Origin of the sequence: Paraburkholderia sp. Cy-641 (assembly GCF_011752945.1) — a bacterium.
Lineage (GTDB): Bacteria > Pseudomonadota > Gammaproteobacteria > Burkholderiales > Burkholderiaceae > Paraburkholderia.
On the sequence record NZ_VWWM01000016.1, the window covers coordinates 1 to 25,859 of the forward strand.

At 66.9% G+C, this 25,859-nt stretch carries 18 protein-coding genes and 1 pseudogene; 11 read left to right on the forward strand and 8 right to left on the reverse strand.

All coding sequences use genetic code 11. From position 1 onward, the window contains the following. Positions 1–544 (reverse strand): annotated as a pseudogene (locus tag F3J20_RS10385) (DNA translocase FtsK 4TM domain-containing protein); the annotation flags it as partial. Between the two features lie 436 nt (positions 545–980). After that, complete coding sequence (locus tag F3J20_RS10390; RefSeq protein WP_167283327.1) at positions 981–1,520, reverse strand: META domain-containing protein; 540 nt, start codon at positions 1,518–1,520, stop codon at positions 981–983. A gap of 241 nt (positions 1,521–1,761) precedes the next feature. Between F3J20_RS10390 and purT the strand changes: the two genes are divergently transcribed. The 6 genes from purT to F3J20_RS10420 all read left to right on the forward strand — a co-directional run bounded on the left by purT (position 1,762) and on the right by F3J20_RS10420 (position 9,426). Then, positions 1,762–2,976 carry a formate-dependent phosphoribosylglycinamide formyltransferase gene (purT, locus tag F3J20_RS10395; RefSeq protein ID WP_167047986.1) on the forward strand — a complete coding sequence of 405 codons (1,215 nt, stop codon included), beginning with the start codon at positions 1,762–1,764 and terminating at the stop codon, positions 2,974–2,976. Between the two features lie 212 nt (positions 2,977–3,188). Next, a complete protein-coding gene (locus F3J20_RS10400) occupies positions 3,189–3,401 on the forward strand; it encodes a DUF6726 family protein (RefSeq protein WP_167047983.1) in 213 nt (70 codons plus the stop codon). 135 nt (positions 3,402–3,536) lie between these two features. Next, complete coding sequence (locus F3J20_RS10405) at positions 3,537–3,914, forward strand: MliC family protein (protein ID WP_167283328.1); 378 nt, start codon at positions 3,537–3,539, stop codon at positions 3,912–3,914. Positions 3,915–4,344: 430 nt separating this feature from the next. Continuing rightward, the gene (locus tag F3J20_RS10410; protein WP_167283329.1) at positions 4,345–5,997 is read left to right on the forward strand and encodes an acetolactate synthase large subunit; all 1,653 of its coding nucleotides are present in this window, start codon (positions 4,345–4,347) and stop codon (positions 5,995–5,997) included. 71 nt (positions 5,998–6,068) lie between these two features. Beyond that, positions 6,069–7,505, forward strand: coding sequence for an aldehyde dehydrogenase family protein (locus F3J20_RS10415; RefSeq protein WP_167283330.1), 1,437 nt, complete (start codon positions 6,069–6,071; stop codon positions 7,503–7,505). Between the two features lie 454 nt (positions 7,506–7,959). Next, positions 7,960–9,426: a DEAD/DEAH box helicase gene (locus F3J20_RS10420; RefSeq protein ID WP_167047971.1), complete on the forward strand. Its 1,467-nt coding sequence runs from the start codon at positions 7,960–7,962 to the stop codon at positions 9,424–9,426. Between the two features lie 138 nt (positions 9,427–9,564). Here the strand turns inward: F3J20_RS10420 and gluQRS are convergent, their stop codons facing one another. Together gluQRS and F3J20_RS10430 are read right to left on the reverse strand one after the other, a co-directional pair. Then, positions 9,565–10,455 (reverse strand): tRNA glutamyl-Q(34) synthetase GluQRS, encoded by an 891-nt coding sequence (gene gluQRS, locus F3J20_RS10425; RefSeq protein ID WP_167283331.1) that lies wholly within the window; start codon positions 10,453–10,455, stop codon positions 9,565–9,567. 231 nt (positions 10,456–10,686) lie between these two features. After that, positions 10,687–11,541, reverse strand: a complete 855-nt coding sequence (locus F3J20_RS10430; protein ID WP_167283332.1) for a sulfurtransferase — start codon at positions 11,539–11,541, stop codon at positions 10,687–10,689. A 390-nt stretch (positions 11,542–11,931) separates the two neighbouring features. On the opposite strand from F3J20_RS10430, the gene dnaE reads away from it, so the two are divergent. After that, positions 11,932–15,516 carry a DNA polymerase III subunit alpha gene (gene dnaE / locus F3J20_RS10435; RefSeq protein ID WP_167283333.1) on the forward strand — a complete coding sequence of 1,195 codons (3,585 nt, stop codon included), beginning with the start codon at positions 11,932–11,934 and terminating at the stop codon, positions 15,514–15,516. A gap of 264 nt (positions 15,517–15,780) precedes the next feature. Here the strand turns inward: dnaE and F3J20_RS10440 are convergent, their stop codons facing one another. Then, positions 15,781–16,542, reverse strand: a complete 762-nt coding sequence (locus F3J20_RS10440; protein ID WP_167047959.1) for a glycosyltransferase family 2 protein — start codon at positions 16,540–16,542, stop codon at positions 15,781–15,783. A gap of 396 nt (positions 16,543–16,938) precedes the next feature. Here F3J20_RS10440 and msbA point away from each other — a divergent pair, with 396 nt between their 5' ends. Next, a complete protein-coding gene (msbA, locus tag F3J20_RS10445) occupies positions 16,939–18,732 on the forward strand; it encodes a lipid A export permease/ATP-binding protein MsbA (protein WP_167047956.1) in 1,794 nt (597 codons plus the stop codon). Between the two features lie 226 nt (positions 18,733–18,958). Here msbA and F3J20_RS10450 read toward each other — a convergent pair whose 3' ends face one another. Beyond that, positions 18,959–19,963, reverse strand: a complete 1,005-nt coding sequence (locus tag F3J20_RS10450; RefSeq protein ID WP_167283334.1) for a glycosyltransferase family 2 protein — start codon at positions 19,961–19,963, stop codon at positions 18,959–18,961. Positions 19,964–20,399: 436 nt separating this feature from the next. Between F3J20_RS10450 and F3J20_RS10455 the strand changes: the two genes are divergently transcribed. Next, on the forward strand, positions 20,400–21,503 hold the full coding sequence (locus F3J20_RS10455) for a glycosyltransferase family 4 protein (RefSeq protein ID WP_167047950.1): 1,104 nt from the start codon (positions 20,400–20,402) through the stop codon (positions 21,501–21,503). 75 nt (positions 21,504–21,578) lie between these two features. On the opposite strand, the gene F3J20_RS10460 is transcribed toward F3J20_RS10455, so the two are convergent. Next, entirely contained in the window at positions 21,579–22,856 is a 1,278-nt protein-coding gene (locus tag F3J20_RS10460) for an O-antigen ligase family protein (RefSeq protein WP_167047947.1), read from the reverse strand. Positions 22,857–23,110: 254 nt separating this feature from the next. Between F3J20_RS10460 and F3J20_RS10465 the strand changes: the two genes are divergently transcribed. Beyond that, positions 23,111–23,956, forward strand: coding sequence for a glycosyltransferase family A protein (locus tag F3J20_RS10465; RefSeq protein ID WP_167047944.1), 846 nt, complete (start codon positions 23,111–23,113; stop codon positions 23,954–23,956). Between the two features lie 250 nt (positions 23,957–24,206). Here the strand turns inward: F3J20_RS10465 and F3J20_RS10470 are convergent, their stop codons facing one another. Next, the gene (locus tag F3J20_RS10470) at positions 24,207–24,527 is read right to left on the reverse strand and encodes a hypothetical protein (protein WP_167047941.1); all 321 of its coding nucleotides are present in this window, start codon (positions 24,525–24,527) and stop codon (positions 24,207–24,209) included. A 154-nt stretch (positions 24,528–24,681) separates the two neighbouring features. Between F3J20_RS10470 and F3J20_RS10475 the strand changes: the two genes are divergently transcribed. Next, on the forward strand, positions 24,682–25,620 hold the full coding sequence (locus F3J20_RS10475) for a recombination-associated protein RdgC (RefSeq protein ID WP_167047938.1): 939 nt from the start codon (positions 24,682–24,684) through the stop codon (positions 25,618–25,620). Positions 25,621–25,859 lie beyond the last annotated feature (239 nt).

Genomic DNA, 25,859 nt, shown 5'->3' on the forward strand with positions numbered 1-25,859 from the left:
TAGCCGTTCCCGCCGCGTTGCGGCCGCTCGCGGGCGGCCGCCAGATCGTCGGTCGCGCGTAGCGGCCCCGCGTGGTTTTCGGCGCCATCGTGTTGGTGGCCGGCGACGCATGCGAGGGCGCGGCCTCGTCGACGCTGCGGTGGCGGCGCGCTTCCTCGTCGCGCTTCGCGAGTCCGCGCGACAGGCCGAGGCCGAACGCGCCGTCGGCCCATTCGACGACGTCGCGCCAGCGGAAATCGACGAGCCACGGCAGGCTCACCACGAACAGCGCGAGTGCCGCGAGCGGCGTGCCGATATGGCCGAGCAGACGGCCGGGCCCCGCAGCCAACGCATGGCCGAAACCGTTGACGCCATCCATGCCGATCAGCGACGCCTCGAGCGTGCAGCTGGCGATCAGCACGCAAACGAAGCCGAGCCACAGGCGGATCGTGCCGGGGCCGCGCAGCCCCACGCCGCCCGGCAGCACCGACTTCACGAGGCGCCACAGAAGAGGAAGAAACCAGACGGCCGACCCGCCGAACCAGCCGAAAACTACCGTGTGCATACCAGACATCTACGTATGACGGAGCGCGCGCAAGCGCAACCCGTCGAGTTTAAACCGGCGAAGCCCGCGGCTTCGAAGGCCGGCGCAAGTCTGCTTGCGTCGAACGGGATCGCGGACCGGCAAGCGGTCCGCGATCGGGAAAATACTGTTGCGGCTGCGGCGAGCTTCGCGCCTCGCAAGGAGCGTCGCGGCTCCGCATGCATGTCGGCCTGGGGTGGCCGGCGCCTGGCCAGGCAACGCCGTTCGATCCGCGCGGCGGCGATGCGTTCCATCGCGTCGATCGCGAGACGAACCGCTGTACCAACTACGGCATGAACGACGGCACCAACCGCGCGGCAAAGCGCAACGCGCACCGTAAGGCAAACTGCAACACGAACCGTGACGTGATCCATCAGGCGATCCATCACGCGAACGAGGCGCGCTTTGCTCGTCACCGTCACTTGCCGTCGCTGCGATCGAACACGAGCGTCGCGCCGTCATCGAGGATCAACTGCATCTGTTGCGGCGGGCGCATCTGCACGCCGGTGCGATCGATGTGCGCGAGCGCGTCGAGGAACGGCTGTTCGATCTCGCCGCCCGGCGAGGCGCACGCCATGCGCGTGCCCGCGAGCGGACCCAAGCTCAGCTTGCCGTCCTTCAGCATGTACGGGCCCATGAAGCGGTTGCAGCCGGAAAAGCCGCTTGCGTGCCGCTTGCCGCCTTCGGTCGACAACGTCAGCGTGAGCGGCCCCTGATCCTGCGACGGAATTGCGCGCGCCGTGCCGTCCGCCTGCTTCCACGCGCTGAGCGTCCAGCTCGTGTTGTCGAGCAGCTGGGCGGCGGCGGGATTGAACGGATCGGGCGGCGGCGCCGACGTGTCGGGATGCTTCGGCATCGCGCACGCGCCGAGCAGCGCGGCAATGCTCAACGTGGCAACGGCCGTGCGCAGACACGGGGTGAAGCGCGCAAGCCGTCGCGGGCTGGAGCGGGTGAGCATGGGCGTCGTTCTCTTCAAACAGGCGAAGGCGTAAGGGTAACGTACTAAGCTGGCCGTGCGCGAGCAAAGACGCGCGGCGAGGCGCCGGATCGATAGGGCGGCGCCTCGCCCGCGCCGGACGCCCGCACCGCGGTTCCCGTCGCGCGGCAGCAGCCCCGCGAGCGCCGCGCGGCAAGGGGCCCGCATGTTAACATCGCGTCCTGTTCAATCCCACCCTCATCCGACTTTTTCTGGAGACCCCATGCAGATCGGCCAACGGATCGGCACGCCCCTTTCTGAATCCGCGACGCGCGTCATGCTGCTCGGCGCCGGCGAACTCGGCAAGGAAGTGATCATTGCGCTGCAACGGCTGGGCGTCGAGGTGATCGCCGTCGACCGTTACCCGAATGCGCCGGGCCATCAGGTCGCGCATCGCGCGCACGTGATCGACATGACCGACCGCGCCGCGCTGCGCGCGCTGGTCGAACAGGAGCGCCCGCATCTGATCGTCCCCGAGATCGAGGCGATCGCCACCGACGAACTCGCCGCGATCGAAGCCGAAGCGCTCGCCGAGGTGATCCCGACCGCGCGCGCGACGCAACTGACGATGAATCGCGAAGGCATCCGCCGCCTCGCCGCCGAGGAACTGGGCCTCGCGACTTCGCCGTATGCGTTCGCCGATTCGCTCGACGAACTGCGCGCAGGCATCGCGACGGTCGGTTACCCGTGCGTCGTGAAGCCGGTGATGTCGTCCTCGGGCAAGGGGCAGTCGGTGCTGCGCAGCGACGCCGACGTCGAGCCGGCCTGGCAGTACGCGATGGCAGGCGGTCGCGTGAATCACGGCCGGGTGATCGTCGAGGGCTTCATCGACTTCGAATACGAGATCACGCAGCTGACCGTACGCGCGATCGATCCCGCGAGCGGCGCGGTCGGCACGTATTTCTGCGATCCGATCGGCCACGTGCAGGTTGCCGGAGACTATGTCGAATCGTGGCAGCCGCAGCCGATGAGCGCGCTCGCGCTCGAACGCTCGCGCGAGATCGCGCACAAGGTGACGGCGGCGCTCGGCGGCCGCGGCCTGTTCGGCGTGGAACTTTTCGTGCGTGGCGACGACGTATGGTTTTCGGAAGTGAGCCCGCGTCCGCATGACACGGGGCTCGTCACGCTGTGCTCGCAGCGCTTCTCGGAGTTCGAGCTGCATGCGCGCGCGATTCTCGGTCTGCCGGTCGATACGTCGCTGCGCGCGCCGGGTGCGTCGGCGGTGATCTACGGCGGCCGCGACGAAGCCGGCATCGCGTTCGAAGGCGTCGCGGCGGCGCTGGCGGTGCCCAATGCGGACCTGCGCCTGTTCGGCAAGCCCGAGAGCTTCGTCAAGCGCCGCATGGGCGTTGCGCTCGCGACCGGCGAGACGATCGACGAGGCGCGTTCGCGCGCGAAGCAGGCTGCGGCGGCGGTGCGGCCGGTGTCGGCGAAGTAGAGGGGTAGGCGGGGCATCGAGGCGGGCTGCTGCGAAGCGAGGCTTTGAAGCCAGGTGTCGAAGCGCGGCGCGGCGGTTTGCAAAACCCCCGGGATGCCCGATCGAACACGGTGCGCGGCATGTTCGCCGTGCGCGATCCGAATGATCGACGCAAGCAGGCTCGTCGCATGGCCCGGGCTCGTCGACGTGGAAAATCCGAAGCAGAGGAACACATGGCAGTCGAATCGCGCAGTATTCCGTGGCGCCGCAGGGCTCGCCGACTCGGTGCGCTCGGCGTGCTGTTCGCGCTGTGTGCCGGCATGAGCGGCTGCGGTCTCGCGGCCGCGCCGTGCCGCGTCGCATCGGCGGGGCTGAAGATCGTGCCGCTGGTCGGGCACGTCGCCGCCGCGCCGACCGACGCCTGCGCCGACGCGATCGATCCCTGAGCAGGCCGCGGCCGTCGAGCCGCGCTGCGCCGGTCGGTGCGGGGCCGAAACACGAACCTGGCGTGGTCCGCTTGAGGCCGTGCCGGGTTCGCGGCAACATCCACGGCAACTTCACGGCAACAATCGAGGTGTTCGATGAAGACATGGCTCGTTGCGGTTCTCTCGCTGACATCGACGGCCCTCGCGCTCGCGCCTCATGGCGGCGCATGGGCCGCGCCGCTGCGGTTCGGCCAGATCGAGGGCAAGAACCATCAGACGAACAAATACACGTGCGCGACCGGCAAGATTCTGCAGGTTACCTACTGGAACGCGCAGAACGGACAGAGCTTCGCCGTGCTGCCCGTGAAGGGTACGTCGATGCTCTTCGTCAACACGCTCTCGGGGTCCGGCGCGAAATATCAGGCCGGCAGCTATACGTGGTGGACCAAGGGCCCGCGTGCCGATCTGTATGACGCAATGAACGGTGAAAACGCGCCGCCGGTGCTGTCCGACTGCGTGACCGTGGTGCGCTGAACGTGGTGTGCTGACCGTGGACGGCATGCGGCGCTCGTTTCCGCTCGGGCCGGGCCGTCCGCGGTCGTCTCGTGCGTTGCCCGCTGCGCGCCTGCGCGCACGGCTTCGCCGATTGCTTCGCGCGCGCCCATGGCGTCTTCCCGCTACGGGCTTTCGCGGCCCTCATCCCTGTTGTCCCGCCTTGCCTGCACGCGCGCGTCATTGCCTCTCGAGTAGTAAGCTGTCCGGCGTGGCATTCGCCATGCCGTCCGCCATGCCGCGCGCGAGGCGCTGTGCGGCATGCACGTTGTGCGTGTTGTACGCGGCCGTCGTTGTCGTCTTCGATCGTCCGTTTTTGGCCCCGAACTTCGGCCCCTAACCGCGGAGCCAACTGCTGAGCCCGCTGGGCCCGGCCTGCGGCCCGTCGCCGTTCCATCAAGCGAGACCCTTAATGAAAGCATCGGACCTGTTCGTCAAGTCGCTGGAAGCCGAAGGTGTCGAGTACGTGTTTGGCATTCCCGGTGAAGAAAATCTCGATCTGCTCGAGTCGCTGCGGCGCTCGAAAATCCGTCTGATCCTCACGCGCCACGAGCAGGCGGCCGGCTTCATGGCCGCCACCTACGGGCGCCTCACGGGCCGCACGGGCGTGTGCCTGTCGACGCTCGGCCCCGGCGCGACCAACTTCGTGACTGCCGCCGCCTACGCGCAGCTCGGCGGCATGCCGATGCTGATGGTCACGGGCCAGAAGCCGATCAAGTCGAGCAAGCAGGGGCACTTCCAGATCGTCGACGTGGTGCGCATGATGGAGCCGCTCACCAAGTACACGCGGCAGATCGTGTCGATCGGCAATATTCCGGCGACGGTGCGCGAGGCCGTGCGCCGCGCCGAGGAGGAGCGTCCCGGCGCCACGCACCTCGAACTGCCCGAGGACGTCGCGCATGAAGAGGGCGACGGCAAGCCGATTCCGAAGAGCTACAGCCGCCGTCCGGTTGCCGAGGAAAAGGCGGTCGCGCGCGCGGTCGAGGCGATCACGGCCGCGCAGCATCCGCTGCTGATGATCGGCGCGGGCGGCAACCGCAAGACCACGACCAAGATGCTGCGCGAATTCGTCGACCAGATCGGCATTCCGTTCTTCACGACGCAGATGGGCAAGGGCGTGATCGACGAATCGCATCCGATGTGGCTCGGCAACGCGACGCTCTCCGACGGCGACTTCGTGCACCGCGCGATCGAGCACGCGGACTGCATCATCAACGTCGGCCACGACGTGATCGAGAAGCCGCCGTTCTTCATGCGCAGCGGCGAGGCGGGCGAGAAGACCGTGATCCACGTGAACTTCCTCGGCGCCGAAGTCGATCCGGTGTATTTCCCGCAGATCGAAGTGGTCGGCGATATCGCCAACGCGGTGTGGCAGTTGAAAGAGCGCCTGAAGCAGCGCCAGGAGCATTGGGACTTCACGCGCTTCAAGGAGATCAAGGAGCACTTCGAGGCGCATCTCGTGAAGGGCCAGCACGACGACCGCTTTCCGATGTACCCGGTGCGGATCGTCAACGACGTCTACGAGACCACGCCGGTGGACGGCATCGTCTGTCTCGACAACGGCATGTACAAGATCTGGTTCGCGCGCTACTACCGCGCGCACGAGCCGAATTCGCTGCTGCTCGACAACGCGCTGGCCTCGATGGGCGCGGGGCTGCCGTCGGCGATCGCGAGCAAGATCGTGCATCCGGACCGCAAGGTGATCGCCGTGTGCGGCGACGGCGGCTTCATGATGAACTCGCAGGAGCTCGAAACGGCGGTGCGCCTGAAGCTCGATCTCGTGATCCTGATTCTGCGCGACGACGCGTTCGGCATGATCCGCTGGAAGCAGGAGAACATGAACTTCCCCGACTACGGCATGACGCTGGCGAACCCGGATTTCGTCGCCTATGCGCAGAGCTATGGCGCGCAGGGGCATCGCATCGAGGCCGCCGAGCAGTTCGCGCCGCTTCTGCGCGAGTGCTTCGCGACGCCGGGCGTGCATGTGATCGACGTGCCGATCGACTACTCGGACAACGAGCGCGTGCTCAATCGCGAGATCAAGCGGCTGTCCGCGCGGCTGTAAGCCGCGGTGCAGCCAGGCCGCGCATCGACACCGCGTGCCGGCACTGTGTATCGACTCCAGGAGAACCCGATATGTTGCAGAAGACTTACCCGTACTACCTCGCCAACGAGCCGGTGGCCGCCAACACCGATCTCGACGTCACCGACAAATTCAGCGGCGAAGTCGCCACGCGCGTGGCGATGGCCGACGCGGCCGCGATCGACAAGGCGATCGGCCTCGCGGTCGAGGCGATGCCGGCCATGCGCGCCTACCCGCCGTTCAAGCGCCAGGCGGTGCTCGAACACTGCGTGACGCGCTTTCGCGAGCGCTACGACGAACTCGCGCTCGCGCTGTGCATCGAGGCGGGCAAGCCGATCAACGATTCGCGCGGCGAGGTGACGCGCCTGATCGATACGTTCAAGGTGGCCGCCGAGGAAAGCGTGCGGATCGACGGCGAGATCGTCAATCTGCAGATTTCGCCGCGCGCGAAGGGCTATCACGGCTATGTGAAGCGCGTGCCGATCGGGCCGTGCTCGTTCATCTCGCCGTTCAATTTCCCGTTGAACCTGACCGCGCACAAGGTCGCGCCGGCGATCGCGGCGGGCGTGCCGTTCGTGCTGAAGCCGGCGAGCCGCACACCGGTCGGCGCGCTGATCATGGGCGAGATTCTCGCGGAAACCGATCTGCCGAAGGGCGCGTTCTCGATCCTGCCCGCGCATCGCGACGGCGCCGACCTGTTCACGACCGACGAGCGCTTCAAGCTGCTGTCGTTCACGGGGTCGCCCGCGGTCGGCTGGGAGCTGAAGCGCAAGGCCGGCAAGAAGAAGGTGATTCTGGAGCTGGGCGGCAACGCGGCCGCGATCGTCGACGGCGATCAGGGCGGCAAGCTCGACTACGTAGTCGAGCGGCTCGCGTTCGGCGCGTTCTACCAGTCGGGGCAAAGCTGCATCGGCGTGCAGCGGATTCTCGCGCATGCGAGCGTCTACGACGCGCTGCGCGAGAAGCTGATCGCGAAGACGAAGTCGCTCGTGATGGGCGACCCGAAGAACGAGAAGACCTTCGTCGGGCCGATGATCTCCGAGTCGGAAGCGAAGCGGCTCGCCGGCTGGATGGACGGCGCCGTGCAGGCGGGCGCGCAGATCGTCGCGGGCGGCAAGGTCGATGGCGCGATGTTCGAGGCGACGCTGCTCGAAGGCGTGCGGCGCGACACCGATCTGTATCGCAAGGAAGCGTTCGGGCCGGTCGCGATCCTCGAGCGTTTCGACGACTTCGAAGCGGCGCTCGCGCAGGTCAACGACAGCGACTTCGGGCTGCAGGCCGGCCTATTTACCGATTCGCTCGCGCATGCGCATCGCGCGTGGGATGCGCTCGAAGTGGGCGGCGTGGTCATCAACGACGTGCCGTCGTTCCGCGTCGACAACATGCCGTATGGCGGCGTCAAGGATTCGGGGCTCGGGCGCGAGGGCGTGCGCTACGCGATCGAGGACATGACCGAGCTGCGCCTGATGGTGATGCGCGAGACGTGGTGAGCCGAACTCAGCCGGCGCGAGGACGATGGGCGCGGGGGGCGGTTGCGCTGTCATGCAACTGTCGCCCGCGCGCGTTACGCTGCGAGCGCGGCGGGCACGGGCGATTTTGCAGTGTGTATCGTTTTCGGCCGTTTTCGGTGGTTTCCGGCGCAGCGATTTCCGCCGCGCGCCGCTCGCGAAACGGCAGGCGAGATGGGCGAGCGCGGTGCCTGCAAGGAGCGCAGGCTCCCGCCGCCTGAGCAGAAATCCGCCGTTCGCGCCATGAGTGTTTTTGCTGAAGTGCTACAATACCGGCCTTTCGGCGGGGGTTCCCGCCGGCCGGAGCCGGCCGCATTGTCCGAACTCTGACGGGTCCCGTGCGGAACGCCGTGGCTCCGCCTTCATCCTGATGCCCGCCGCGGTTGCGACCGCTGCCGCGCGCATTGCGCCAGGCGCATTTTTAGCGAAAGCCACCATGTCCGACACAGCCGTCACGCCCAGCACCGAGACTTTTGATCAATTCGGCCTCGCGCCCGACATCCTGAAAGCCATCAAGGAATCGGGCTACACCACGCCCACGCCGATCCAGGCGCAGGCGATTCCCGTGGTGATGGCGGGCCGCGACGTGATGGGCGCGGCGCAAACCGGCACCGGCAAGACCGCCAGCTTCTCGCTGCCGATCATCCAGCGCCTGCTGCCGCAGGCCAATACCAGCGCTTCGCCGGCGCGCCATCCGGTGCGCGCGCTGATCCTCACGCCGACGCGCGAACTCGCCGACCAGGTCGCCGCGAACGTGCACGCGTACGCGAAGCACACGGCGCTGCGCAGCGCGGTCGTGTTCGGCGGCGTCGACATGAACCCGCAGTCCGAGCAACTGCGCCGCGGCGTCGAAATCCTCATCGCGACGCCGGGCCGCCTGCTCGATCACGTGCAGCAGAAAACCGCCAACCTGGGCCAGGTGCAGATGCTCGTGCTCGACGAAGCCGACCGCATGCTCGACATGGGCTTCCTGCCTGACCTGCAGCGCATCCTGAACCTGCTGCCGAAGGAGCGTCAGACGCTGCTGTTCTCGGCCACGTTCTCGGGCGAAATCAAGAAGCTGGCCGCGACCTACCTGCGCAACCCCCAGACCATCGAAGTCGCGCGCAGCAACTCGACCGCCACCAACGTCACGCAGATCGTCTACGAGGTCGCCGAGGGCGACAAGACCGGCGCGGTCGTGCAGCTGATCCGCGAGCGCAGCCTCAAGCAGGTGATCGTGTTCTGCAACAGCAAGATCGGCGCGAGCCGGCTCGCGCGCTCGCTCGAACGGGACGGCGTGGTGGCGACCGCGATTCACGGCGACCGCTCGCAGAGCGAACGCATGCAGGCGCTCGATGCGTTCAAGCGTGGCGAAGTCGCGGCCCTCGTCGCGACCGACGTCGCGGCGCGCGGTCTCGACATCGCCGAGTTGCCGGCCGTCATCAACTTCGACCTGCCGTTCAATGCCGAAGACTACGTGCACCGGATCGGCCGCACGGGCCGCGCGGGCGCGTCGGGCGACGCGCTTTCGCTGTGCAGCCCGAACGAGCGCAAGCAGCTGGCCGACATCGAGAAGCTCATCAAGCGTCCGCTCGAATTGCAGCGCCTGACCGTCGATGCGCCGGTGCGCCATCATCACGAAGACCGCCCGCCGCGCCGCGATCGCAGCGAGGCACGCGACGAGCGCAGCCGCCGCCGCACGGGTGGTGCGTCGGGTTCGTACGACCGGCCGCATCATCATCGCGCGCAACCGGTCGACGATTTCTTCCTGAAGCCGTATGAGCCGTCGCCGGCTTCGGTGCGCAAGGTCGAAGAGAGCGCGGCGTCCGATGCGGCGCCGCAGAAGCAGGCGCCGAAGCGGCAACTGGCGGCGCTGCTCGGCGGCTTCGGGATGCCGCGGAAGACGCCTTCGTCGTCGTAAGGCGAGTTGCGCTTGCGCTGCCGTACCGGGGCTTGCCGTTGCGCGAATCCCGTGAGTGACCGGCAGCATGTTGCAAGCGTTTGCAGCGGCTGTGCTTCGAATCCCGTGCTCCCGCGCGCGACGCATGTTACGCGTGCCTCAGGCCGATGCCCCCACCTTCATCCGTTTGACCCATGCCGCCGTCGCGGCACGATAGAACTGCTCGAGCGTCGTGGGCGGTTCGCCGCCGAGGTCGAGTTCCAGATGCCGCGCCGCCGCGCCTAGCGCTTCGAGCGGGTTGGCGCTGTCGAGCGCGGTCGCGCCGTTCTGCTTGCTCAGTTTCTCGCCGTGTTCGTTCGCGACGACCGGCACATGCAGATACCCGGGCGTCGCCACACCGAGACAGCGTTGCAGATAGATCTGCCGCGCCGTCGAATCCAGCAGGTCCGCGCCGCGCACGACGTGCGTGATGCCCGCGTCCGCATCGTCCACTACCACCGCGAGTTGATAGGCCCACTGGTCGTCGGCGCGACGCAGCACGAAATCGCCGACTTCGGTCGCGAGATTCTGCGTCTGCCGGCCTTGCCAGCGGTCGTCGAATTCGATCACGGCGGCCTTGCCGTCGGGCACGCGCAGACGCCATGCGCGCGCCGGCTTGCCGTGCAGCCCCGTGCGGCAGGTGCCCGGATAGGCGAGCGTCGTGTTGCGCGCGTGCGCGTTGAGCAGCGAATCGGCGATTTCCTTGCGCGTGCAGCCGCACGGATAGACTAGGCCGCTGGACTTCAACAGGTCGAGCGCCTGCTGATAGCGCGCCATGCGCCGGCTTTGCCAGATCGGCGTTTCGTCGGCGCGCATGCCGAAGCGTTCGAGCGTCGCGAGGATGTCCTCGGCGGCGCCGGGCACGGTGCGCGGGCCGTCGATGTCCTCGATGCGCACGAGCCACGCGCCGCGATGCGCGCGCGCATCGAGCCAGCTGGCGAGCGCGCCGACCAGCGAGCCGAAGTGCAGCGGGCCGGTCGGCGACGGCGCGAAGCGTCCGCGATAGGTCATGATGAGCGGGGCAAGGGGTTGGCGGATGACGGCGTCAGCGCCCGGGCGCGGCCGCTGGCGGGGACGTCAGGGCACGTTGGGACACAGCGTGACCGGTCGGCACATGCCGCGGCGCACGCGCGGGCAGTGGCCAGGCCCATGCCCGACGGCGCACGCCGTTTGCGGCGACTTGCGTCTGCCATGCGCGCTTTGCCATTTGCGTTTGCCATTGACATCCGCGACCCGCATCGATTACGCGGCCGTGCCGTCCGGATGGCACGCCGGGCACGTCTTGCCCGCCACGTACAGCGGCGATTGCTGCTGTTCGGGCGTGACCACCGCGCGGCAGCCGAAGCACTGCGCGGTCGCGGTCGGTTCCAGTTGCGGATTGAGCGCGGTGCGATAGTCGAACACGAAGCAGTCGCCGTGATAATGCGCGCCGCCGACTTCCTCGAAGTACTTCAGGATGCCGCCTTCGAGCTGGTACACGTTCTCGATGCCGACGTCCTTCATATGGATCGCCGCTTTCTCGCAGCGGATGCCGCCCGTGCAGAACGACACGACCGTCTTGCCTTCGAGGACGGCGCGATTTTTTTCGATCACCTCGGGGAATTCGCTGAATTTCGCGATGCGATAGTCGAGCGCGTTGTCGAACGTGCCGACGTCGACTTCGAACGCATTGCGCGTATCGAGCATCACGACCGGACGGCCTGCGTCGTCGTGACCGCGATCGAGCCAGCTTTTCAGCGTGGGCGCGTCGACAAACGGCGCGCGGCCGAGCTCCGGGCGGATTGCCGGCTTTTTCATCGTGATGATTTCGCGCTTGAGCTTGACGAGCATGCGCGTGAACGGCTGCTTGTCCGACAGGCTTTCCTTGAATTGCAGATTCGCGAACTTGCCTTCGAAGAGGGCGTCGTGGCGGAGGTAGTCGATGAACGCGTCGGTGTGCTCGCGCGTGCCCGCGACGAACAGGTTGATGCCTTCCGGCGCGAGCAGGATGGTGCCGCGCAGGCCGAGCGCATTGCAGCGTTCGGTGACGAGCGGGCGCCAGGCGGCGGTGTCTTCGATGGTCGCGAATTGATACGCGGCGAGATTGACGATACTCATGTGTGTTCAGCGGTAAAAATGGCCGGCGTGGCAAAGGGCGGAGCGGCTGGCGGTGGGTTGCGCCGCGGGCGTTGTCGGGCCGGCGTCGTGCCGGATCGGGCCCGTGTTCTCGCGCGCTGGCGGCCACGTCGAATGAGGCGAAACCGCTATTATCCCTCAAGCCGGCGGTTTCCCCGACCTGGCCGAATGGCCAGGTGTTTGCTTCGGCGCAAACGCCGCGCGTTATGGCGAGCGGCACTGCAAAATCCCGCGCGTATCGTCACGAGCGTGGTCGTTGGGCGGCCCGAAGCGCCACGGCGCCGCGCCCGCGCGCCCATGCTGCCGGCCATGCCTTGGCCGAATGGCTAACGCGCCGCTTTGGGCTGAAATCTGCGGAATGGTGGAGTTACAATGTCGCCCATGTCAGATCCCCGCTTCGTTCATCTCCGCGTTCACTCCGAATTCTCGATTGCCGACGGCATCGTGCGTCTCGACGACATCGTCAAGGCGGCGGCCAAAGACGGTCAGGGCGCGCTCGCGCTCACCGACCTCGGCAACGCGTTCGGCCTCGTCCGTTTCTACCAGGAAGCGCGTGGCAAGGGGGTCAAACCCATTGCCGGCTGCGACGTCTGGATCGCCAATCCGGACGACCGCGACAAGCCTTCGCGTCTGCTGCTGCTGGTCAAGGACCGCGGCGGTTACCTGAACCTCTGCGAACTGCTCAGCAAGGCGTCGCTCACGAACCAGTACCGCGGCCGCGCGGAAATCGAAGCCGGCTGGCTCGAATCCGGTCTCGGCGAAGGGCTGCTCGCGCTGTCGGGCGCGCAGCAGGGCGACATCGGTCTCGCGCTCGCGGCCGGCAACGTGGAAGCGGCGAAACGCAACGCGCAGCATTGGGCGAAGGTGTTCCCCGACGGTTTCTATATCGAGTTGCAGCGCTGCGGCCAGCCGGGCGGCGAGCAGTACGTGCAGCAGGCGGTCGCGATTGCGGCGTCGCTGAAACTCCCGGTGGTCGCCACGCACCCGATGCAGTTCATGACGCCGGACGACTTCACCGCGCACGAAGCGCGCGTGTGTATCTCGGAAGGCGATATTCTCGCGAATCCGCGCCGCCAGAAGCGGTTTACCGACGAGCAGTATTTCCGCACGCAAGAAGACATGGCCGCGCTGTTCGCGGACATTCCCTCGGCGCTCGCCAACACGGTGCAGATCGCAAAGCGCTGCAATCTCACGCTCGAACTCGGCAAGCCGAAGCTGCCGCTCTTTCCGACGCCCGACGGCATGTCGCTCGACGACTACCTCGTGCAGCTCTCGAAAGAGGGCCTCGAAAAGCGCCTCGAACAGCTTTATCCGGACGAGGCCGAGCGCGACACGCAGCGCGCCACGTACTACCAGCGCCTCGAATTCGAGTGCGGCACGATCATCAAGATGGGCTTTCCGGGCTACTTCCTGATCGTCGCGGACTTCATCAACTGGGCGAAGAACAACGGCGTGCCGGTGGGCCCGGGCCGGGGCTCGGGCGCGGGCTCGCTGGTCGCTTACGCGCTCGGCGTGACCGACCTCGATCCGCTGCGCTACAACCTGCTGTTCGAGCGTTTCCTGAATCCGGAGCGGGTGTCGATGCCCGACTTCGATATCGACTTCTGCCAGCACGGCCGCGATCGCGTGATCCAGTACGTGAAGGAGAAATACGGCGCGAACGCGGTGTCGCAGATCGCCACCTTCGGCACGATGGCGGCGAAGGCGGCGGTGCGCGACATCGGCCGCGTGCTCGATCTCGGCTATATGTTCACCGACGGCGTCGCGAAGCTGATTCCGTTCAAGCCGGGCAAGCACGTCACGATTGCCGACGCGATGAAGGAAGAGCCGCTGCTGCAGGAGCGTTTCGACAACGAAGACGAAGTGCATCAGCTGCTCGAACTCGCGCAGCGCGTGGAAGGCCTGACGCGTAACGTCGGCATGCACGCGGGTGGTGTGCTGATCGCACCGGGCAAGCTGACCGATTTCTGCCCGCTCTACACGCAGGGCGACGAAAGCGGCGTCGTGAGCCAGTACGACAAGGACGACGTCGAAGCGGTCGGCCTCGTGAAGTTCGACTTTCTGGGCCTCACCACGCTGACCATTCTCGACTGGGCCGAGCGCTATATCCGCCGGCTCGATCCGTCGAAGCAGGACTGGTCGTTGGCCCAGGTGCCGCTCGACGATCCCGCGTCGTTCTCGATCCTGAAGAAAGCGAATACGGTCGCCGTGTTCCAGCTGGAAAGCCGCGGCATGCAGGGCATGCTGAAGGACGCGCAGCCCGATCGCTTCGAGGACATCATCGCGCTCGTGGCGTTGTACCGTCCGGGCCCGATGGACCTGATCCCGAGCTTCTGCGCGCGCAAGCACGGCCGCGAGGTGGTGGAGTATCCCGACCCGCGCGTCGAACCTGTTCTGAAAGAGACCTACGGCATCATGGTCTACCAGGAGCAGGTGATGCAGATGGCGCAGATCATCGGCGGTTACTCGCTCGGCGGCGCCGACCTGCTGCGCCGCGCGATGGGCAAGAAGAAGCCCGAGGAAATGGCCAAGCACCGCGAGATTTTCGCGGAAGGCGCGGCGAAGAACGGCCTCACGCGCGAGAAGGCGGACGAGACCTTCGACCTGATGGAGAAGTTCGCGGGCTACGGCTTCAACAAGTCGCACGCGGCCGCCTACGCGCTGCTCGCGTATCACACCGCGTGGCTCAAGGCGCACCATCCGGCCGAATTCATGGCGGCCAATATGTCGCTCGCGATGGACGACACGGACAAGGTCAAGATCCTGTTCGAAGACTGCCTCACGAACAGGATGGCCGTGCTGCCGCCGGACGTGAATCTGTCGGCGTATCGCTTCGAGCCGGTTGCCGAGGCGGACGGCAAGCGCTCGCGCACGATCCGCTACGGTCTCGGCGCGATCAAGGGCAGCGGCCAGAACGCGATCGAAGAAATTCTGCGCGCGCGCGAGGAAAGCCCGTTTATCGACATCTTCGATTTCTGCAATCGCGTCGATCGCCGCATCGTCAATCGCCGCACGGTCGAGGCGCTGATTCGCGCCGGCGCGTTCGATGCCCTGCACGCGAATCGCGCGCAGCTTATCGCGTCGGTGTCGCTCGCGATGGAAGCGGCCGAGCAGGCGAGCGCCAATGCGCTGCAAGCGGGCCTGTTCGACATGGGCGACGCGCCGTCGCAAGGCCATGAACTTGTCGACGAAGCCGAGTGGCCGGAAAAGAAAAAGCTCCAGGAAGAAAAGGCCGCGCTCGGCTTCTACCTGTCGGGCCACCTGTTCGACGCATATAAGGACGAAGTGCGCCGCTTCGTGCGCCAGAAGATCGGCGAGCTGAAGGAAGGGCGCGACAAGCTCGTTGCCGGCGTGATCGTGTCGCTGCGCACGCAGATGACCCAGCGCGGCAAGATGCTGATTGCGTTGCTCGACGACGGCACCGGCCAGTGTGAAGTGACGGTGTTCAACGAAGTCTTCGAAGAACACAAGCAGCTTTTCAAGGAAGACGAACTGCTCGTCGTGCAGGGCATGGCGCGCAACGACGCGTTCACGGGCGGCATCCGCTTTACCGTCGACACGGTTATGGATCTCGGCCGCGCGCGTTGCCGTTACGCGGATTCGGTCAAGGTGCAGATGAACGGCAACGCCGATGCGCTGGCGTTGCGGCGGGTGCTCGAAGCGCACTGCGCGGGCAAGGACGAGCCGGCCGCGGCCGCTGCGCCGGCGGCTGCCGCACGTGGCAACGGCGGCGGCAACGGCGGTGGACGCAACGGTGGACGAGGCGGCTTCGGCGGCGACAACGGCCGGCAGCCGGTGCAGATTCCGAACGGACTCGCGGTGCAGGTCGTCTATCGCAGCGAGAATGCGCAAGGCGAAATGCGCCTCGGCGACGCATGGCGCGTGAAGCCGACCGACGAACTGCTCGCCGCATTGCGTGGCGAGTTCGAGGGCAGCTCGATCGAGATCGTTTATTGATCGATGGTGGTGGTTTTGCGCGTACGGTTTATCCGGGCGGGCAAGACCTCACTGGATGGTCTCAGGCTACGGCGGGCGGGTCTTCGCGATGCGAATCTGTCTGCGACGAGTCTCGGTTGTATTGCGCTGAGTACCGGCGGCGGCAGATAGCGAAACGCAGCGGCAAGCAAATGCAAAAAACAAAAGCAGCCGCCATCGTCGCGCAGAATCGGCACAAAGGCCAAAGGCGGTCCGTCATCCAACGGCCGCCTTTTTTATCGCCGCCTAGCGTCCGCCCGTTTTCTCCAGGTGCGCGAGCTTCAGAAACCGGTAGTACACCGTTTCGGCATTGAACAGGGCGATCATGAAGCCCGCGCGGCCGTCCAGAAAACCGCGCCGCAGCAGGTAGGTCCGCACGAACGCCCACAAGCCGCGTCCGAGCGCCTTGCCGAAGCTGCCGCGCTGTTCCGCTGCATAACGCTGTCGCGCACCGGCCGTCGAATAGGCGTCGAGCTTGCGCAGCACGCTCTCGTAGTCCTCGTACGAGTAGTGCATGAGCTTGCCGGTGAGGCGTTGCGCGGGCGTGTCGAACACGAGGCGCTCGTGGACGAGGTCGTCGGAGAAGCGCGCGCGGCCGCGTTTGAAGAGGCGCGGAATCCAGTCCGGATACCAGCCGCTGTGGTGAACCCAGTGGCCGCAGAAGCTCGACAGGCGGTCCACCGCATAGACGTCGGCCGTGGGTGCCGCGAGCGCCGCGCGAATCGACGCGGCCAGCTCCGGCGTGACGATTTCGTCGGCATCGATCGACAGGACCCAGTCTGTCGCGAGCGCATCCACCGCGCGGTTTTTCTGCGGGCCGAAGCCGGGCCAGTCCGTCTGTTCGATTACGCGGGCGCCGTGCGCGCGGGCGATCCCGGCCGTGCCGTCGGTGCTGCCGCCGTCGATCACGACGATCTGGTCGGCGAAGGCCAGCGCCCGCAGGCATTCGGCCAGCCGCGCCGCCGCGTTCCGGGTGATGATGGCGACGCCGAGGGTGGTTTCTTGCATACCTGAGTTCGTGAGGGACGACATGACGGAGCGGGCTACGCATGCGGGCCGGTTGCGTTCGCGTATCCATACCCGTATCGGCGCACGGCCGTGCTTGCCGGATCGAGCGAGCCCGAACCCGAGCCGGAGAGGCAGCGCACGATACACAGCCTCGGGCGAATCCGCGAGCCCGCCGACGGGCAACGAGGAGCAACGAGGAGCAACGGGCAGCGAGGAGTATACACAGCCCATCCGGCCCCACACCAGCGCACCGGCCCGTCAACCCTTGCGTGCATCCGGTCGCGCGCGGTGCACCGGCCATCATCTGCGAGCGATTACAATGCTCTCTTTTAATATTTCGCGCGGCGGCAACGCCCTGTGCCGCGTGTTCGCTGTTCCGCATTTCCAGAGGATTCCTTGAGCGCGAAGCCAACGTTAAGCAAACCCATGGGTTCAGGCGATGCGTCGTCGCCGGCCGTCGTCATGCGCCGCCTGTGGCCGTTCATCAAGCCGCTGCTGTGGGTCGTGGTTGGCGCGATTGTCGCGATGGCGGTGAGCGCCGGCACCGACGCCGCCATTCCGGCGCTGCTCAAGCCGCTGCTCGACAAAGGCTTCGGCTCCCATGCCATCGACAAGACCAAGTGGCTCGTGCCGGTCGCCGTGATCGGCCTTGCGCTGATCCGCGGCGTCTCGCAATATGCATCGGGCTATCTGCTCGCCTACGTGTCGAACAAGATCCTGCTCGAACTGCGCCTGAAGATGTTCGACCGCATGATCCATACGAGCGTCGCTTTCTTCCAGCGCGAAACCGCGAGCACCGTCATCAACGCGATCGTCTTCGAGGTCAACCAGATTCTCAACGTGCTGCTGAGTGTGATGGTCACGCTCGTGCGCGATTCGCTGACTGTGATCTTCCTGCTCGGCTATCTGTTCTATCTGAACTGGCGCCTGACGCTGATTGTCGCGGTGCTGCTGCCGGGCATCGGCTGGCTGGTCGGCAAGATCAATCGCCGGCTGCGGCGTCTGAACCGCGAGCATCAGCTGCTCACCAACGAGCTGTCGTATATCGTCGAGGAGACCGTGGGCGGCTACAAGGTCGTCAAGGTGCATAATGGCGAGCAATACGAGACAGACCGCTTCACGGCGATGAGCAAGCGCCTGCGCGGCTACGCCATGCGCATGACCGCCTCGGGCGGCCTCGCGCAGCCGTTGACGCAGTTCCTCGCCTCGATCGCGCTCGCGGTCGTGATTACGATCGCGGTGGTGCAGTCGTCGTCGGATCAGACCACGGTCGGCGGCTTCGTCGCGTTCGTCACGTCGATGCTGCTGATCATCTCGCCGCTCAAGCATCTGATGGACGTGAACCAGCCGTTGCAGCGCGGCATGACCGCAGCCGAGCTGATCTTCGGCCTGATCGACGAGCCGGCCGAGCCGGAAGGCGGCGGCCAGCCGCTCGAGCGCGCGCGCGGCGAGGTCGAATTCCGCGACGTGTCGTTCTCGTACGGCGCGAACGCCACGCATAGCCGCCACACGCTCGACCAGGTCTCGTTCAAAGTCGCGCCGGGAGAGATGGTCGCGCTCGCGGGGCCGTCGGGCAGCGGCAAGACCACGCTCGTGAACCTGCTGCCGCGCTTTTTCGATCCGACCGGCGGCGCGATTCTGGTCGATGGCGTCGCGCTGCCCGACTACGATCTGCACGCGCTGCGCAGCCAGATCGCGATGGTGAGCCAGGACGTCGTGCTGTTCAACGACACGATCGCGCACAACGTCGCCTACGGTCAGGAGGTCGACGCCGACAAGGTCAAGGCGGCGCTGCGCGCGGCCAACCTGTGGGACACCGTGCAGTCGATGCCGCAAGGTATCGAAACGCTGGTCGGCGACAACGGCATGATGCTCTCGGGCGGCCAGCGCCAGCGTCTTGCGATTGCGCGCGCGATCTACAAGGACGCGCCGATCCTGATTCTCGACGAGGCGACCTCGGCGCTCGATTCCGAATCCGAACGCCACGTGCAGGCGGCGCTCGAAACGCTGATGAAGGGCCGCACGACGCTCGTGATCGCGCACCGTCTTTCGACGATCGAGCGCGCCGACCGCATCCTCGTGATGGAAGCGGGGCGGATCGTCGAGCGCGGCAGCCACCGCGAACTGCTGGCGCAGGACGGGTTGTACGCGCATCTGCATCGCATCCAGTTCCAGCAGAGCGCGGCCTGATCCAGGGTGTTTGAGCGGCGCGCGCCGGCGCGCGTGTTCGCGTCGCGTGGCGCTGGTCGCATTCGTGATGAACCGCCGCGCCAGCGGGACCTTGATCCGCACGGCGAAGATGCTGAGGCGCTTGCGGCGCAGCGTGCCGGGCATCGGCGCCGAGATGCTGCCGCCGGGAATCGAGCGGCGTTCGGCCTCGGCGCTATGGCGCGGCCTCGCTGTTCAGCCTTGCTATTCAGCCTCGCTTCCCACGCACGACGCGCTTGAGCCAGATCCCCGGCGCATACACCGCTGGGCAGCTCGCATACAGAAACATACGGATACGCAGCCCGAGCTTCACGCCGGCGCCGCGTGTCAGCAGCGCGACACGCTCGCCGAAGCTTCGCGCCTCGAACATCGCCGCGATGAACCGTTCGCGCGCGAGCTTCGGCGCCATCGCGGCGCGCATGCGCTCGCCGAGGCCGGCGACGTCCGCGTCGCGCTGCAACTGCGCGAGTTCGGCGAGGCCATAACGATTGCTCTGGCGCATCCGCGCGATCAGTTCATCGACCGACCGGTAGCGGCGTTTGCGCGACAGCCCGCCGCGCCGGTAGCGCACGAGCGGCTCGCGCAGGCTGATCGCGCCACCCGAGAGGATCGCGCGCAGCACCATGATCTGGTCTTCGGCCGCGGCGCCCGGCAGCATCGGCCCGAAGCGCTCGAAGAGCCGCCGCGACCACGTGTGCGCCGCGCCGATCAGCCACGGGCGGCCGGCGAGCCAGTCGTCGAAGCTGCGATAGCGGTCGAGTTCGTCCGGGCTCACGCGCTCGTGCACGTGGCCCGCTTCGGCCATGTCGGCGAGATCGGTGGCGATCAGGTCGGGGCGGCGCTCGTGGGCGAGCCAGCAGTCGACCACGCGCTCGCAGCGCTCGGGCGCGGACATGTCGTCGCCCGCCGCGACGAACAGCAGCTCGCCGTGCGCCATCAGGGCGAGCTGCGACAGGTGCGCGCTGATGCCCTGGTTGACCGTGTTGCGCCGGGCGATCACGCGATGCGGTCCGGCGTAGCCGGCGAGCGCCGCTTCGATCGCGGTGAAGGTGGCGTCGCTGGACGCATCGTCGGACACGATGATTTCGAGCGGCTCGTAGGTCTGCGCGAGCGCGCTGCGCACGGCATCGCCGATCTGCTGCGCCTGGTTGTAGGCGATCACGAGCATCGAGACGAGCGGGCGCGCGGTGTTGGAGGCGGATGTGGCGGACATGCCGGATTCATCTGCCCCGGCGGGCCCGCCGGTCGGGACGCCGGCGTTGGACGCACCCGACGCGGAGGGCACGTCGGGCGTATCAGGCGCATCGGGTCCATCTGACGCACCCATGCCCGACGCCGCGAACCGCGCGGGCGCGTCGGACGGGTCCGGCGGATCAGACAGGGAAAACGAGGCGGGCGGCAGGCTGTCGGTCATGGAGTCGAAGCGGAAGCGATTGGCCTAGATTCTAGCCGTTGGCGGCCATGCCGCGCGACGCGGGCGGCTTGCGGCATGGTGGCCGCGAACCTGAGCGGGTCCGCACCCGATTTCCGCCCGAGCCCCGGCAGGCCGCCCGACATGAGTCTCCCGAAACCCATCCTTTACAATTGCCGCTGCCCCGAAACTCCGCGCGCGGCTTGCTGTGAGCGTGCGCCTCACCGAGACCCGAGCCTTGCCTGAGTCAACCCGAGAGCCGTCCCGCGACGCGCACCGCCTGCCCCTCACTGACATCGCACTGACCGCCCAGGCGCTCAAGAACAGCGGCGGCGCCGAGCGCTACACGCGCGACGTGATCGCCGGTCTGCATCGGCTCGGTCTGCGCCCGACGCTGTTCGCCCGCGAGATCGACCGCGCGCTGCCCGAGGCGGCGTGGATCGACGCGCAGCCGCTCGACGTGCGCTGGGCGCCGCGCAAGCTGCGTAACCTCGCGTTCGACTGGCGCCTGAAGCAGCGCCTGAAGCGCCATCGTCCCGCCTGCGTGTTCTCGATCAATCACTCGACGCATGCCGACGTCGCGCTGTGCGGCGGCACGCATCCGGGTTCGCTCGAAGCCGCAGGCCGCGCGCCGCGCCGCAGCGACACATGGCAGATCGAACTGGAGCGGCGCGTCTACACGCGCGCGCGCTCGATCGTCGCGCATTCGCAATTGATGAGCCGCGAGTTGCAGCGTTTCTATGACGTGCCGGCGGAGCGTATCGACGTGCTCTATCCGCCGGTCGATACCGCGCGCTTCAAGCCGCTCGACGCGGCCGAGCGCGCCGCCGTGCGCCGCCAGTTCGAGCTGCCCGAGGACCGCGTGATTTTCCTGTTCTCGTCGACGAGTCATGAGCGCAAAGGCTACCCGCTGCTCGAAGCGTTTTTCGAGCGCACGACGCTGCCGGTGTGCCTCGTGGTCGTCGGCCGGCCGGTGCCGAAGACCGGCGACACGATCCGCTACGCGGGCTACAGCAAGGAGATCGGCAAGCTGTTCGCGGCCGCCGATTTTACGGTCGTGGCGTCGGCGTACGAGCCGTTCGGCCTCGTCGGCGTCGAGTCGGTGATGTGCGGCACGCCGCTCGTGATCGCGGATAACGTCGGCTCGGCCGAGACCGTGACCGGCGCGGCGAAGATCGAGTTTTCGCGGCAAGAGGCGGGTAGCTTCGAGCGCGCGATCGGCGAGGCGGTGGAGCGCGTGAAGCGCGGCAATGCGCGGATCGCGGAGCCGCGCGCGAGTCTCGTCTACGACCCGGGCGTCGATGCGCATGTCGCGGCGCTTTACGAACTGTTCACACGCTGATGAGAGGGTTCAAGCATGGGCTCAATCACGGGCTCAAGCATGAGCCCAGCCCTGCGCCGAGCCGTGCCGGGCGCCTTAGCCCGGTCGCGCGCCCGTGGTCGTGCGCGCAACTTCCGCCAGCTCCCGCTTTCTCGCGTCGATCATCGCCAGCAGCGTCGCGACGAGCAGTGCGAGCAGCACCGTCACCATGATCGGCACGAGCACGTCGATCGTGAGCCCGAAGATCACGGTGCTCGTCGCGACCGCGAGACCTGTGTACGAGGCCGCGCGGATCACCGGATCGGCCATGTGCCGGTGCCGCCAGAAATACACCGCCATGCCGTGATAGAACAGCAGCAGCGCGATCACGCCGATCGCGCCCATTTCGGCGAGCGTCGAGAAAAAGTCGCTGTGCGCGCGCTCGTTGACGATCTCGGCCTTCACCTGGCCGCGCTTGGCCATCGCGCCGAGCTCATCGACCAGATGTCCCTTGCCGATGCCATAGAGCGGATGCCGCTCGAAGATCATCCGCGATGCGTTCCACAGTTGCAGGCGCAAGCCGGTGGCCGTGTCGTCATCGCCCTTGTGCATCATCGACACGTCGTTCGGCACTTCGGCGAGGCGCTTGTGAATCCGCCCGGTCGAGAGCAGCGCGCCCGCCGCGAGCACGATCGCGAGCGTCACGATCACGAGACGCTTTTTTTGCGCGAACCACCGGTACTGGATGCCGAGCAGCACGACGAACACCGGCACCGCGAGCCAGCCGCCGCGCGTGCCCGACAGATACGACGCATAGCCGCCGCCGACGAGCGCCGCGAGGCGCGGCAGCAGCATGCGCCAGTCGCGCGGGTTGTCCCAGCCGAGCGTAAACACCGACAGGAAGCCGAGCAGCAGCGCGGTGTCGCCGAACGGAATCGCGTTCGTGTAGGAGTTGTTGAGCCGGTTCGCATCGGTCCAGCCGCCCGGCGGCTGGTCGAGGAACGCCCACAGGCCGACCGCGAGCGCGCCGGCCGCGCAGCCCCAGCCGATCATGCGCAGATTGCGCGACGGCAATTGCCGCAGCAGCAGGAACACCGGCAGCGCGAGCACGAAGCGCGACAGCGCGTCGAACTGCCGGGGCAGCCAGTAGCCGAGCACGAGCTGCTGCGCGCCGATCGCGACGACGAGCGCGAGCATCCCGACGGTGAACCAGCGGTAAGTGCGCAGCGCGGAGAAATAGCCCGGCATGCGCCGGTTGACGACGGCCGCGCCCAGCGCGAGCGCGACGATGACGAAAAAGCAGTAGCCGGTGCCGCCGCGCCACATCAGATTGACCGCGGGGGCGAAAAACAGCAGGGCCGTAGTGAGACAGACCAGACTGGGAGCAAAAATCATAGGCCTACGATATGAATGAACACTACCGTTCCGGTGGTGAAATTGCGGGGACGCCGGACCCTTCGAGTCGTTGCAAGACGGTAGAGCGATCCGGATTATAACCATGCGTCTCCTTGCAAAATGCTTGCTGCCGAACGCGGTAAGGCAGCCGCCGCCTCGCGCCCATGCGCGGGCGACGGCGGTACAATCGCGCGAAACTCATGGCCGGCGCGCGGCGCATGCCGCGCCCAAGCCCCGCTCAACGGACCGAATCGATGTTCTCAATCATCATCCCGACCTGGAACAACCTGCCGTATCTGCGCCTCGTGATCGAGAGCCTGCGGCGTCACTCGACGCACGCGCACCAGATCATCGTGCACGTGAACGACGGCTCGGACGGCACGCTCGCCTGGGTGCGCGACGAGGGCATCGAGCACACAGCGTCGCCGGGCAATATCGGCATCTGCCATGCCGTCAACATCGCGGCGGCGCGCGCGCGCGCGGACTACGTCGTCTACATGAACGACGACATGTACTGCTGCCCCGGCTGGGACGACGCGCTCGCGCGGCGCCTCGCGCAGATGCCGGCCGATCACCTCTTCATGCTGTCGGGCACGATGATCGAGCCGGTCGATTCCGGCAATCCCTGCGTGGTCGTGCAGAACTTCGGCCGCGACGTCGAGACGTTCCGCGCCGACGAGCTGGTCGCCGCCGCGCCGCGGCTCGCGCGGGCCGACTGGCGCGGCGCGACGTGGCCGCCCACGCTCGTGCATCGCGACTGGTGGCACAAGCTCGGCGGCTACAGCAGCGAGCTGAGCCCCGGCATGAGCAGCGACAACGACTTCTCGATGAAACTCTGGGATGCCGGGTGCCGCGTGTTTCTCGGCGTCGGCGACAGCCTCGTCTATCACTTCCAGCAGAAAAGCACCGGCAAGATCGTCAAGAACGACGGGCGCCGGCAGTTTCTCAACAAGTGGGGCATGACGCAGGCGACGTTCGACCGCTACTACCTGCGTCGCGGCAGCGCGGTCGAGGGCGGCCTGGCGGTCAGCGAGCCTGAGCGCACGGGGCGTCTGCGGCGCGCGCTGCTGAAGTCGCGCATCAAGCGGGCGTTCGGTTAGGGGCTGGAAGGGCGGGGTGGTGAGGCTGGCGGGCGCGAAGGGCGAATGCGCGACTACATGCGACTCAGTGCGGCGCTGCGGCACGAGGCGCGCGGTAATACGGGTCCCGAACTGGCGCGTTAGCACGACAGCGCCAGCCTTAAGCTGTACGCAACTGCGCCGCACGCAGGCGCTGCAACATGGAATGCAGACGCTGCATATGGACGTCACACGCCGCATGCAGCGCCTCGCACCCGCGCATCACCGCGCATCAAACGCCGCCGGTCACGAGCGGCAGCACTGTCAGATCAGGATGCGTGCCGTCGACGATACTGCGTCCCACGTGCACCGCTTCGTAGAGCGCTTCGTCCTGGCTCGCGAAACTTTCTTCTCCGTCCGCATGAAACGGCACCGAGTGGCCGGGGATATGCGGATCGGCGCCGGGATGGCAGACGTAACCGAGATACGTGTAGCGGCTCTCTCGCGCGTCCTGCGCATGGGCCGGGTCGGGCGGACTCGTCGGAACGGGCGAGACGTGTATTTCGAAGCCTTCGTAGGCCACCGTCTGCCAGGCTGCGGTGTCATCGGCCATGGCCGCCTCCGTCTTGATCTTCCTGTCAGAAAGTCTAGGTGATTTGCCGCCAAAACGCGCGTGCGGGCGGCTACGGCAAAACCATGACGACGCGAGCGCCCCGTGCGCTTCCGTCAGATAAAATGGCGCGCTTTGCCCGGATTCGACTTCGCCCATGTGGTTCAAAAACCTTCAGTTGCACCGTCTTCCCGCTCCGTGGTCCGCCACCCCCGAACAGATGCAGAAATGGCTCGCGCCGTACGCGTTCGCGCCGGGCGGCGGTCTCGAGACGCAAAACCAGGGCTGGGCGCCGCCGCGCGAGGGCGACTCGCTCGTCTACGCGCTCAACGGCCAGATGCTGCTGACGTTTCGTGCCGAAAAGAAGCTGCTGCCGGCCTCGGTCGTCACCCAGGTGACGCGCGAGCGCGCGCTCGAACTCGAGGAACAGCAGGGCTTCAAGCCCGGCCGCAAGCAGATGCGCGAACTCAAGGAGCAGGTCACCGACGAACTGCTGCCGCGCGCGTTCAGCATCCGCCGCGACACGCGCGTGTGGATCGACTGCAAGAACGGCTGGCTCGTGATCGACGCGGCTTCGCAGGCGGTGGCCGATGAAGTGCGCGGGCTGCTCGTGAAGTCGATCGATCAGCTGCCGCTTGCCACGGTGCGCGTCGCGCAGTCGCCGGTGGCGGCGATGACGGGCTGGCTGCTCGACGGCGACGGCGACGGCCCGGCCGGCTTCACGCTCGACCAGGACACCGAGCTGCGCTCGCCGACCGAAGGCAATGCGACGGTGCGCTACGTCGGCCACACGCTCGACGCCGAGGACATGCGCCGCCACATCGAAGCGGGCAAGCAATGCATGCGGCTCGCGATGACGTGGAACGATCGCGTGTCGTTCGTGCTGACGCCGTCGCTCGCGATCAAGCGTGTCGCGCCGCTCGACGTGCTCAAGGAAGCGAGCGATCCGACCGCGCAGGACGACGACGAGCGCTTCGATTCCGACGTCGCGCTGATGACGGCCGAACTCGACCGCATGCTGGGCGATCTCGTCGACGCGCTCGGCGGGGAGCCGGGGGATGAGGCGCTGGGCTTGCCGCGGGCTGTGGCGGCTTGAGCGAAACGCGGGGCCATGCGTGGGCTCGCCTGAGTTGAGTGCGGCGGCCTGGGTGTGGCCTGGGTGTGAGCCCAGTGTGGCTCATACGCGGACAAAAAGCGGACAACGAGCGGGCAAAGCGCAGACACGGCGCACATAAAGCCCCGCGCAGCCCCTGCCCAAATCAGCGTCTGCGGAAAAACGATTGCCGCATCAACAGCTTGCGGATCTTTCCGGAAAGTTACCCACAGATTTGCCAA